Source organism: Pseudoalteromonas sp. Hal040, assembly GCF_037162425.1.
Lineage (GTDB): Bacteria > Pseudomonadota > Gammaproteobacteria > Enterobacterales > Alteromonadaceae > Pseudoalteromonas > Pseudoalteromonas gelatinilytica.
Window position 1 is genome coordinate 1,493,118 of the sequence record NZ_JARLUU010000001.1, and the last position, 12,468, is coordinate 1,505,585.

Here is a 12,468-nt window from a genome sequence, read left to right on the forward strand (position 1 = left end):
GCATTTACTGTCCGTATGCAGCCCTTAACATTAGTATGAACTGATATTTACAGAAAAATGAAGTAATGATGACAACATACAAACTAACTGCGTTAGTAGTGGCTTCGGTTTTAGGTTTAACTGCCTGTGGTAACGATGCGCCAGTACAGCAGAACACGCAACAGCAGCAATCAGAATCTAGCCAAGCAGCTATCTCTAAGCCTGTGGTTTACCAAGTATTCACTCGATTATTTGGTAACACTAACACCACCAATAAACCGTGGGGCACATTAGAAGAAAATGGGGTAGGTAAATTCGCTGATTTTAATGATGCAGCATTACAAGGCATAAAAGCGCTAGGAACAACACATGTTTGGTTCACTGGTGTACCGCGTCATGCTTTAGTAACTGACTATACCGAATACGGTTTGTCACAAGATGACCCTGATGTTGTAAAAGGCCGTGCAGGCTCACCTTATGCAGTGAAAGACTATTACGATGTTAATCCTGATTTAGCAATTAACCCTGAGCGCCGCTTAGAAGAGTTTGTAGAGCTAATCAATCGTACTCATAAGCACGGTATGAAAGTTGTTATTGATATTGTGCCAAATCACGTAGCGCGTAACTACGAGTCAGTCGCCAAGCCTGAAGGTGTTAAAGATTTTGGTGCTGAAGATGATACGACGAAAACCTATGCTCGCGATAATAACTTTTACTATGTAACAGGGCAGTCGTTTCAAGTACCTACCAGCGATAGCTACCAAGTGTTAGGTGGTAACCCGCACCCTCTTGCAGATAATCAATTTGCCGAAACCCCTGCAAAATGGACGGGTAATGGGGCCCGTGCCGCTAAACCTGACATCAATGATTGGTACGAAACAGTTAAAATCAATTACGGTGTGAAACCAGATGGCAGCTACGATTTCCCAACGCTACCCGCTGATTACGCTGATAAAGATTACCGTGCGCACTACGCATTTTGGCAAGATAAAGAGCTGCCAAATAGCTGGTATAAATTCCGTGATATCGCGCTTTATTGGTTAGATAAAGGTGTCGATGGTTTTCGTTATGACATGGCCGAGATGGTGCCTGTTGAGTTTTGGAGCTTTTTGAACTCATCAATCAAGATGCAAAAAAGCGATGCCTTTATTTTGGCTGAGGTTTATAACCCAACGCTTTACCGCCCATATATTCAGCAAGGTAAAATGGATTATCTGTACGACAAAGTCGGGTTTTACGACACAGTTAAAGCAGTGATGCAAGGCAAGCAATCAGCGGATACTATTTTCGATATTCAAAGCCAAGTGGCTGATATTGAAGAGCACATGCTGCACTTTTTAGAAAACCATGATGAGCAACGAATTGCTAGCCCAGATTTCGCCGGTAGCAGTGAAAAAGGTAAGCCAGCAATGGTGGTGTCTACATTGATGTCGCGCTCGCCAACCTTACTATATTTTGGTCAAGCTGTCGGTGAAGATGGCTCTGAGGACGGTGGCTTTGGTGACCCAACGCGTACCAGTATCTTCGATTATATGGGTGTACCTGCACATCAAGCGTGGATGAATAATGGTAAATTCGATGGCGGTGCGCTTTCAAAGCAGCAAGCTGATCTTCGCGCTTACTACACGAAGTTAATGTCGTTAAACACACTTCCTGCCATTGTTGGCGGCGATATGCAAGCGGTTGAATTGACAGGCTCAGAGCAAGTTATTGCTTTTACGCGCAAGCTAGGTCAACAACTAGTGCTTGTAGTAAGTAACTTTTCAGAAAACCCACAAAATTTTGAGCTAACACTTAAGCAAGCGTTATTACCTAAGCTTAACCACAGTGGTTTAACGTTAACTGATAACCTCGAAAATCATGCTGACATTGTGATTCCTGAGGCTTCAACAAAGGCGCCAATTCAATTACAACTGAACGGCTTGAGCAGTGCAGTATTTACCTTAAAGGCTGACTATGAATAATAACAAACCAACGCTAAGCTTTTGGCAAATATGGAATATGTGTTTTGGATTCCTAGGTATCCAATTTGGCTTTGCATTACAAAACGGTAATGTAAGCCGTATTTTTCAAACCCTAGGTGCCAATGTTGATGATATTCCAATCCTTTGGGTTGCTGCACCATTAACTGGTCTTATCGTACAACCGATCATCGGTTATTGGAGTGATAAAACATGGAATAAGCTAGGTCGACGTCGTCCGTTCTTTTTCTATGGGGCTATTTTAACGACGTTATCGTTGTTCATTATGCCTAACTCACCAAGCCTGTGGATTGCGGCGGGTATGTTATGGATTATGGATGCGTCAATTAACGTGACTATGGAACCATTCCGTGCCCTTGTAAGTGATAACCTACCGAAAAAGCAACGTGCAACTGGTTATGCAATGCAAAGCTTCTTCATTGGTGTTGGTGCGGTTGTCGCCTCTGCATTACCTTGGATGATGACTAACTGGTTCGATATTGCTAATACAGCGCCTGCTGGGCAAATCCCAGATTCTGTAAAATTCTCGTTTTATTTTGGTGCCGTTGTACTAGTTATTGCTGTTCTTTGGACCGTTTTTACTACTAAAGAGTATTCGCCAGAAGAGCTTGAAAGCTTTCATGAGCAAGAGCAAAGTGATGACGCAAGTGATATTCAAAGTGATGTAGACTTTAATAAAGGCGCGGTAATCTTTACGGTTCTTGGTCTTGTCGTGCTTGGTATTGTTACAGGTTTATCGCTTGAAAAAGAGCTTTATTTACTTGCTGGCGGCTTGATTAGTTTTGGTGTTATTCAATTTATTGCCGGGGCTTTAAAGGCTAAAAACGCAACCAATGGTGGTTTTTACCAAGTTGTGAATGATGTATTCACAATGCCTGAGGCAATGAAGCAATTGGCTTGGGTACAATTTTTTAGCTGGTTTTCATTGTTTGCAATGTGGATTTATACCACGTCGGCAGTAACCAGTTTCCACTATGGCAGCAGTGACACAAGCTCACTTGCTTATAACAACGGCGCTGATTGGGTTGGTGTGTTATTTGCCGCTTACAATGGTTTTGCTGCCATTGCTGCAATGTGTATTCCGGTTATCGTTAAAAAGGTGGGACTAAAAATGGCCCACGCTATCAACCTAGTGCTAGGTGCATTGGGTCTGGTCAGCTTCATTATTATCAAAGATCCAAGTTTACTTATCTGGCCGATGATTGGGGTAGGTTTTGCTTGGGCGTCAATTCTATCTTTGCCATACGCAATGTTAAGTACCTCAGTACCAAGTAAGAAAATGGGTGTGTACATGGGTATCTTTAACTTCTTTATTGTTATTCCGCAGCTTTTAGCGGCAAGCGTATTAGGCCTAATTTTACGTCACTTTTTTGATAATCAACCGATTTATGCGTTAGTGCTAGGTGCAGTGTCATTCGTACTAGCAGCGGTCGCTGTACTGCGCGTTAAGCAACAATAATAAGGACACACCATGAAAAAATTTAATCTCATTACAGCAAGCTTGTTAGCGTTAGGTTTAACAGCTTGTACTTCAGAGCAATCAGTTAATACAGCAGTTGAGCAGGTGTCTGCGCCAGGTGCTCCGGGTGTTGAGCCTTTTTGGGCTTACTCAGGTAAAACGGGTATTGGTACCTCTTACGAGCAATATCAAGACGGCCACTATAGCGATGCAGCTGCTACTGGCAAAGTATCAAAAGTTTGGTTTTCAATCGCAAAAGGCATGATCACCGAAACTATGTTTGGTTTAATTCACCAAGCACAAATCAAAGATATGCAGTTTGTTGTAGTTGGTAAAGACTTTACCGTTACAGAGAACGATGATCTCGATGTAAGCATTGATTATTTATACAAAGACGACGCGGGTCGCCCATTATCGCTTGCTTACAAAGTAGTAAGTAAAGATAAGCAGGGTCGTTTCACTTTAGAAAAGCATATTTTTACAGATCCAAATGGCCAAACATTGTTTGTTCGTAGCATATTTAATACCGATCTTGAAGGTGTGAAAGCCTACGTTAATGTAAACCCTTATATTGATAACAACGGCTTAGATGATTTTGCAAAAGTGACTGATAAGGGTCTAGTTGCTTGGCAAGATGATCACTTTTTATCTTTACAAGCCGCTCAACCATTTAAGCAAGCAAGCGTTGGCTTTACAGGTGTGAGTGATGGCTTAAAAGAGCTAAAAGCATCGCAATCACTATCAACGACTTACCAAAATACCGGTGATAAGTCGGGTAATGTAAGCTTACTTGCAGAGCTTGGCGAAGTATCAAAAAACACCACTTTTGATTTAGCGTTAAGTTTTGGTAACTCTGAAGCTGCAAGCTTAAAAGAAGGTCAAGCAAGTTTAAATCAAGGTTTCCAAAAAGTACTTGCAGCATATAACGGTGAGGGTGCTGCAATTGGTTGGCAAGACTACTTAGCAAGCCTTGAACCTTTGAGCACATTAACTAACAGCACCGCAGATAATGGTAAGTTGCTTTATACCAGCGCCATGGTGTTGAAAGCGCAAGAAGATAAAACGCATGCTGGTGCTTTAATTGCGTCACTGTCTAACCCTTGGGGTGAAACAGTATCAGCTAAAACAGGTTCTACCGGCTATAAAGCGGTTTGGGTACGTGATTTCTATCAAGTTGCGATGGCATTTATGGCCATGGGTGATACACGTACCGCTAAAACAGCATTTGAATATCTAGAAAAAGTACAAGTAACAGCTAACACGCCAGGCAATGGTGGTGACACGGGTTGGTTCTTACAAAAGACGCACGTTGATGGTGAGCTTGAGTGGGTAGGTGTTCAGCTTGACCAAACAGCAATGCCAATTATGTTAGCGTGGAAACTACATCAAGCTGGCGTACTTAGCGATCAAGAGCTAACAGATTGGTATAGCAAAATGTTAAAGCCAGCGGCTGATTTCTTGGTTGATGGTGGCCTTGCGAAAATTCTTTGGAATGACATGCAAATCACACCGCCAGCAACGCAACAGGAGCGCTGGGAAGAACAAAATGGTTTCTCACCATCAACAACTGCAGCGGTTGTTGCAGGCCTAGTGACGGCTGCTGATATTGCTAAAAAAGCTGGTGACACTAAAAATGCAGAGCGTTACCTAGCAACGGCTAAAACTTACAACAGTGAAATAGAAAGCACGATGTTTACGACTCAAGGTAACCTTAAGTCTGAAAATAGCGATGGTGAATATTTCATTCGTATTGGTCAAGACAAAGATCCAAACTCATCAACCACACTTAATGCCAATAATGGCCGTGAAGGTTTTGATAAAAAGCAGATCCTTGATGGTGGTTTCTTAGAGCTTGTACGTTATGGTGTACGTGATGCACTTGCGCCAAGCATTGTAAAAACATTACCAGAGTATGATGATGAAACCTTAGTTGATAACCTACAAGTACGTTACACCTTTAATTTTGCTGATGGCTCGGGCTCATTCCCAGGCTATCGCCGCTATGGTAACGATGGTTACGGTGAAGACCAAATGACAGGTAACAACTACGCTGAAGGTGGTAACAACACCCCTGGTCAACGTGGTCGTGTATGGCCGTTTTTCACAGGTGAGCGTGGTCATTATGAAATCGCAGCTGCAAACGCAACCAACAGCCTAGATGCGATGAAGCAACAAGCGATTAAAGACACCTATGTAAAAGGTATGGAAGCATTTGCCAATGAAGGCATGATGTTACCTGAACAAGTTTGGGATGGCATAGGTAACAATAAAGCAGGCTATCAATTAGGTGAGGGGACAAATTCAGCCACACCACTTGCTTGGACTCATGCTGAATACATCAAGTTACTCCGTTCAGTGAGCGATAAACATGTGTGGGATCATTACCCAGTTGTTGAAGACGCATTGAAGTAAAAACGTAATTGACATGCCCAATATTTATTGGGCATGTTGCTTTTGGAGCAAGGGAAAATGATGTTAAAAAAACTAGCCTTATGTGCTTTACTCGCAATGAGTACGCAAAGTAAAGCGGATGATTACTTGCTTTACTTTATGGGCGGCCAATCAAATATGGAAGGGTTTGGCTTTAATAAAGACTTACCTGCACAGTATAAGAAACCAGTTGAAAATACCTTATTCTTTTTTGGTAACCCTGTTGCTGATGATGCATTAAATGGTGGTAAAGGTGTTTGGACTAATTTAATGCCGGGCTTTGGTACAGGCGCAAGATCGACAGAGCATTCGATTATTTTATCTGACAGGTTTGGTCCTGAATTGAGTTTTGGTAAACGTTTATCTGAGCTCACGGGTAAAAAAATAGCCATTATTAAATATGCGCGTGGTGGCTCATCTATTGCGCTTGGGGCATCTGGCTTTGGTACATGGGGACAGAACTATGCTGACAACACCAAAATCAACCAATGGGATAACTTTCAAACTACAGTAAGATCTGCGTTAGCTAACAATGACATAGATGGTGATGGTGAAGCAGACACTTTAGTTCCAGCAGGGATCATTTGGATGCAGGGTGAGGCCGATGCCTATCATGAGCAAGCATCTAAGGTTTATTTAGCTAATTTAACAAACCTAATGAATGATATGAAAATGACATTTGGCAATAAAGAGTTACCAATCATCCTTGGCAGAATCGAAGACTCTGGTAAAACACCAGAAACACGCATGATGCCATATATTGAGAGTGTATGGGATGCTCAGAAAAAATTCGTTAAATCAAATGCTAATGCTCATTTAGTTGCCTTTGATGAGCCTGTCGAATTCATTGAAGATAAATGGCACTATAAAAGTAACTACTATATAAAACTAGGTAACCTTTTTGCAGAAAAAGCAGCCGAAACATTAGCTAAGTAGATTTCTTTTAAATAACTACTTAAATAATTAAGCCGCCGAACTAATCTAGGCGGTTTTTTTGTTTTGCACTTTTTTACAATTTAATTGTGATTTCCCTATATAGGTACGTTAAGATTGCTTATCTTTAGTTCAGTTAACAAAAGCCATTATTATTTGGCGGAGTTAGAAGCCGATCAATCAATGCAGGGAAGTTACAAATATGTATAGGGTTTTATCTACTTTATTGAGTGTTAGCTTATTGTGTTCTTGTGCAATAAATACAAACGTGGGTGAATATGTGCTTGGTGATGTTGAAACTTCAGTACGAGGTCACAATGTTGAAGTATTTACAGATCGCCAATTAGTGAGCTATAGAGCAACATTTCTTGGCCAGGTTTCGAGCTATTATTGCCAATTAGAAAGTGATATGCATTTACCACAAGCAGGTCCGTTTGATGATATTGATGGCTCTAGAAGTCAACTCCAAGATACTCTTAAAAGTAAAGTACAGCAAAGGGGTGGCAACGCGATTGTATATGGACAGTGTTATATCAGTGCTCATGCAGATACTGATTGCCAAAAAGCGCTGAGTTGTGAAGGGTTTGCGTACCAAGTTGAGTATTAAGTCGTTACTTAAGGTCCGAAGCGTGGCTAATTATCCTAACGTTATCCTAGGTTTGATGTTACTTTTTCATGTTTCTATTACCAGTAGTGCTGAACTTAAACCCTTCACTACAGATGGTTGCAGCTCTTTTCCTGATGGCACCTTAGAACATAAAAACTTATGGTTGGCTTGCTGTACAGCTCATGACCTTGCATATTGGCAAGGCGGTACTTTCAAGCAGCGAGAGCAAGCTGATATAGATTTAAAAGAGTGTGTTGCAAAAGTAGGTGAGCAAGAAATTGCAGTATTGATGCTTGCTGGGGTCAGAGTGGGTGGTACACCTTTTTTACCTACCAGCTTTCGTTGGGGTTATGGCTGGCCATACCCCAAGCTTTATGGCGAGCTAACAGTGCAAGAGCGTTCACAAGTTGAAAGCCGTTTAGCCGAGCTTAAAACTAAATAATCTATCGTTTATCTAACTTCTTTACAGGTTTTTGATGCATCGTTGATAGTAGTTGCTTCAGCGCTTTTGGCAAAATGTGATGACATGTAAAGACCTAATTGGTGGTCCGGCATTTTAATGCGTGTAACGCCATTAAAGTGGTGAGGTTCGATATCTTTTGCAATCACACTAGGTAGGGCTGTAATACTAGCTCTATTCTTACATACAAAATCAACGGCTTGCTGCCATGTACTGACTTGCTGCTCATGGCTTAGCGATTCATTTTTATCAATGCCTAAATATTTAAGCATTAAGGTACGTGCCCCTGTACCGCGTTTATACACGATACCGTTCAAGTTAGCCTGCCTGCGTAAATTCTCGATTCTCAAATCTGAGTCAGCACTTTGGCTTATCAGTTCATATCCAACTTGATAAATTGTTGCTGAGCGAACCGCAAATATATCCCTCTGTGGCAACAATAAAAGTGGCATGGCTATATCTACTTCATTGTTTTGCAACATTTTGATAAGCCGTGCTTGCGGTACAGTGATAACATCGTAATCGGTATCTAGGTGATTGATCACACAGCTATAAGCCGATTTTAATTCACCGTGAAAGTGTTTACGTGAGTACTTTAATGATTCGCCATTTTCGCTTGATACACCAATTGTTATTTTTGCAAAACAAGGGTGAGAACAAAACAGTACAAGCAGGATAAGAGGGGCTGTAATGAAGCCTTTTAAGTCCATTTAAAAAATCGATAGGGTGAAACTTGAGCGAAATTTATCAGTATAAACAGAACTGGACAAGGTAGGGATGCTTACAGTGCAAATACATAAAAATGTAAGTGTTTTATTGAGATGTAAATTAATTTCCTTAATAAACAAAGGGGTGGAGCTGTAAGTTGGTTGCTTACAGCTCATTTACCTGATTACAGCCCTGCTTTTTTAGCGCGAGCAGTGTGTAGCTTTTTGTAGCTTTCGATTAAACGAAGGTGTCTATCTAAGCCCTCAAGCTTCATGCTAGTTTCTGTTAAACCATAGAACATTACATCGCCGTTGATTGAGCCAACAACTGCATCCATCGTTTCTTGACCAAACATACGGGTGAAGCTATGAATGTAATCTTCAATCTCAAGTTCATCGCTAAGTGCGACTTCTAACGTTGCGTGCATTGCTTGGTAGAATAGGCCGCGCTCAACAATGGTATTGTCGTTATACTGTAAGAATGCTTCAACAAGCTCCATTGCTGCTTCTAAATCACCAAGTGCTAGGTAAATAAGTAGCTTCAGCTCAAGAATCGTTAACTGACCCCATACAGTGTTTTCATCAAATTCAATGCCGATTAAGGTGATGATATCAATGTAGTTATCAAGTTCACTTTGTTCAAGACGTTCAACGAGATCAGCAAGTTGATCTTCTGATAAACGATGCAGGTTTAAGATATCTTCGCGGAAGTTAAGTGCTTTATTGGTATTGTCCCAAATTAAGTCTTCTACTGGATACACTTCTGAGTAATCAGGCACTAAAATGCGACATGCAGTACCAAGATCTGAGAATTCAGCAATGTAAGCTTCTTTACCTAAGCTTTCTAATATACCGAATAAGCTCGCTGTTTCTTCCTCATTGCTACCAGAGAAATCCCACTCAACAAAATCATAATCGTGTTTAGCGCTGAAGAAACGCCATGAAATCACGCCAGTTGAATCAATAAAGTGCTCTACAAAGTTTTCTGGCTCCGACACAGCCATGCTATTGAACGTCGGCTTAGGCACATCGTTTAAGCCTTCAAAGCTTCTACCTTGTAATAGCTCAGTTAAGCTGCGCTCTAACGCCACTTCAAAGCTTGGGTGCGCACCAAAAGAAGCAAATACACCGCCTGTTTTAGGGTTCATGAGTGTTACGCACATCACTGGGAACTGACCACCTAGCGAGGCATCTTTTACTACAACAGGGAAACCTTGTTCTTCAAGACCATTAATACCCGCAACAATACTTGGGTATTTATTTAAAACGTCCTCTGGTACGTCTGGTAAAACAATTTCTTGCTCAATGATCTGGCGCTTAACGGCACGCTCGAAAATTTCAGATAAACATTGTACTTTTGCCTCAGCAAAATTGTTACCTGCGCTCATACCATTACTTAAGAATAAGTTTTCAATTAGGTTTGATGGGAAGTAAACAGTTTCACCGTCTGAGTGGCGAACATAAGGAATAGAGCATATACCACGTTCTTTATTGCCAGAGTTGGTATCAATTAGGTGTGAGCCACACAGCTCACCGTCTGGATTATAAATTTCACGGGTATAGTCATCTAAAATGCCCTCTGGTAGAGAGTCATCGTCAGTCAGAGCAAACCACTTTTCATTTGGGTAATGAACAAACTCGCTATTAGCAATGTCTTCGCCTAAGAACTGATCGTTATAGAAGAAGTTACAGTTTAAGCGTTCAATAAACTCACCTAAAGCTGAGCATAGTGCGCTTTCTTTAGTTGCACCTTTACCATTAGTAAAACACATAGGCGAAGCTGCATCACGAATATGAAGTGACCATACATTTGGCACAATATTACGCCAAGAAGAAATCTCGATTTTCATCCCTAACTCTTCAAGGATGGCCGTCATATTTGCGATGGTTTCTTCAAGTGGTAAATCTTTACCTAAAATAAAGGTGTTGCTGTCATCACCTGGTTTTGCCATCAGCATTGCTTGCGCATCAGCTTCGATGCTTTCAACAGTATCGATTTTAAATTCTGGGCCAGTTTGAATAACACGTTTAACTGTACAGCGCTCGACAGAGCGTAAAATACCTGTGCGATCTTTCTCTGAAAGGCTTTCTGGTAACTCAACCTGAATTTGGAAAATTTGGTTATAGCGGTCTTCTGGGTCAACGATATTGTTTTGCGCAACACGAATACCGTCAGTCGGGATATCACGTGAATTACAATACACTTTAATAAAGTAAGCCGCACACAATGCAGAAGATGCTAAGAAGTAATCGAATGGACTTGGTGCAGTGCCATCACCCTTATAGCGAATAGGTTGGTCTGCAATGACAGAGAAATCATCAAACTTGGCTTCAAGTCTGAGGTTGTCGAGAAAATTAACTTTAATTTCCATTAAAAAATTCCACCTTTGTGCGCGTTGCCATCTAAAGCGTTATATGCCAGATGAGCATTTTCATCATAATAGGTGTAATTATCTGCTTTTTCGAAGTAATAGTCTTGGGTAAATCGAAAAAAACTAATTTTAATGCAATCAGTATCTGGTTGAGTAGGAAGTAGGCGATAACAAGGCTGTTATCGCCACAAAATTAAACACTCGAACCGCGAATAATTAAACGCGGTGGTAAAAGGGTATTCTCTACATCTTCACCACGAATAAGCTTGAGCAGGTTATCGACCAACATTTGCCCGGCAAGGGTGGTGTCTTGTTGAACAGTGGTGAGTGGTGGGTTTACAAAGCTGGCAACCGCAATGTTATCAAAGCCAACAACATGCACATCATCAGGGACCTTTATTTTTGCTTCTTTCAACGCGCGAATAGCACCAATAGCAATAAGGTCGCTGGCGGCAAACAATGAGTTAAAGCGGATGTTATTTGCTATGAGTGAGCGAGTAGCGTGATAGCCTGATTCTTCTGTCGAAATGGCATTCGCCATTTTACGTTCGTTTAGTTTGATGCCTTTTGCTAAAAATGCATCTTTAAAGCCTTGGTAGCGGGCAAAAAACTCCGGGCTATGATCAGAAGCATCGCCGATAAATGCACAATCGGTTCTACCGGTTGCAAGTAAATGTTCAGCAGCTAATTTACCACCGCCGTAGTTATCGCAACTCACCGTTAAATCTGGGCGGTTATCAACACTTGCACCCCAGCAGACAAATTTCGTGTGTTGATCAATTAAGGTTTTAAATTTAGGTTGATAATCGAGGTAATCACCATAACCGAGCAGAATTAAGCCATCTGCACGGTGGCTGTCTTCGTAATCGGCTTGCCAATCAGAGCTACTCGACTGAAACGATACCAGTAAATCGTAGCCTTCTTTTGCACAGGCTCTAGTAATACTGCCAAGCATTGCTAAAAAGAAAGGGTTTATTTGTGATTCATCCGAAGTGGGATCTTCAAATAATAACAGGGCGAGGGTGCTACTTTGCTGTGTTCTTAAGTTACTGGCATTTTTATCAACTTTATAGTTGAGCTGCTTTGCTACCTCATGAACACGTCGACGCGTTTCTTCGTTGACCAAAGGGCTATTTCGCGACGCGCGAGACACGGTTGACTGCGACACACCCGCATAATGTGCAATGTCAAAAGATGTCGCCTTACCTTTCATATGGTTACCAAATAACAGAAGTAGTATTTGCCATTTTCGGCTATTTATTATTTTTTTCAAGCTATTTGTGACAAGCGGCGTGTGTGTGGCTGTTCTGTACACAGCTAGGTATTTTTTATGCGTATATAAATGCTTTTTCGATACTTAATACGCAGGTTTTTCCGATAAATACGTATGCATGCACAAATAATGAAAATTTTTATTGATCCTAATCTGACACCGGTGTCATAATGTCACTGTTTTATCATTTTGTTGTCAAAACGTATTTGGCTGCCCATTCATTTGGGCAGCATTTTTTTAATACAAAAGATAGCTTCTTTGAGGCA

General features: G+C 41.2%; 9 protein-coding genes. 6 read left to right on the plus strand and 3 right to left on the minus strand.

Going from position 1 to position 12,468, the window contains the following annotated elements:
- Positions 1-68 precede the first annotated feature (68 nt).
- The 6 genes from P4S60_RS06670 to P4S60_RS06695 all read left to right on the plus strand — a co-directional run bounded on the left by P4S60_RS06670 (position 69) and on the right by P4S60_RS06695 (position 7,832).
- Positions 69-1,943 (plus strand): alpha-amylase family glycosyl hydrolase, encoded by a 1,875-nt coding sequence (locus P4S60_RS06670; RefSeq protein WP_442961499.1) that lies wholly within the window; start codon positions 69-71, stop codon positions 1,941-1,943.
- Positions 1,936-3,420, plus strand: a complete 1,485-nt coding sequence (locus tag P4S60_RS06675) for an MFS transporter (protein WP_337115425.1) — start codon at positions 1,936-1,938, stop codon at positions 3,418-3,420. The genes P4S60_RS06670 and P4S60_RS06675 overlap by 8 nt, the downstream gene beginning before the upstream one ends.
- A 12-nt stretch (positions 3,421-3,432) precedes the next feature.
- Positions 3,433-5,832 (plus strand): glucan 1,4-alpha-glucosidase, encoded by a 2,400-nt coding sequence (locus P4S60_RS06680; protein ID WP_337115426.1) that lies wholly within the window; start codon positions 3,433-3,435, stop codon positions 5,830-5,832.
- A gap of 60 nt (positions 5,833-5,892) precedes the next feature.
- On the plus strand, positions 5,893-6,786 hold the full coding sequence (locus P4S60_RS06685) for a sialate O-acetylesterase (protein ID WP_337115427.1): 894 nt from the start codon (positions 5,893-5,895) through the stop codon (positions 6,784-6,786).
- A gap of 199 nt (positions 6,787-6,985) precedes the next feature.
- The gene (locus P4S60_RS06690; RefSeq protein ID WP_063705687.1) at positions 6,986-7,390 is read left to right on the plus strand and encodes a hypothetical protein; all 405 of its coding nucleotides are present in this window, start codon (positions 6,986-6,988) and stop codon (positions 7,388-7,390) included.
- Between the two features lie 22 nt (positions 7,391-7,412).
- Positions 7,413-7,832, plus strand: coding sequence for a hypothetical protein (locus P4S60_RS06695; RefSeq protein WP_337115428.1), 420 nt, complete (start codon positions 7,413-7,415; stop codon positions 7,830-7,832).
- Positions 7,833-7,840: 8 nt separating this feature from the next.
- Here P4S60_RS06695 and P4S60_RS06700 read toward each other — a convergent pair whose 3' ends face one another.
- The 3 genes from P4S60_RS06700 to P4S60_RS06710 all read right to left on the minus strand — a co-directional run bounded on the left by P4S60_RS06700 (position 7,841) and on the right by P4S60_RS06710 (position 12,142).
- Positions 7,841-8,560, minus strand: a complete 720-nt coding sequence (locus tag P4S60_RS06700) for a hypothetical protein (RefSeq protein WP_337115429.1) — start codon at positions 8,558-8,560, stop codon at positions 7,841-7,843.
- 182 nt (positions 8,561-8,742) lie between these two features.
- Positions 8,743-10,929: an OsmC domain/YcaO domain-containing protein gene (locus tag P4S60_RS06705; protein WP_337115430.1), complete on the minus strand. Its 2,187-nt coding sequence runs from the start codon at positions 10,927-10,929 to the stop codon at positions 8,743-8,745.
- 193 nt (positions 10,930-11,122) lie between these two features.
- Positions 11,123-12,142, minus strand: a complete 1,020-nt coding sequence (locus tag P4S60_RS06710; RefSeq protein WP_337115431.1) for a LacI family DNA-binding transcriptional regulator — start codon at positions 12,140-12,142, stop codon at positions 11,123-11,125.
- Positions 12,143-12,468: the final 326 nt, after the last annotated feature.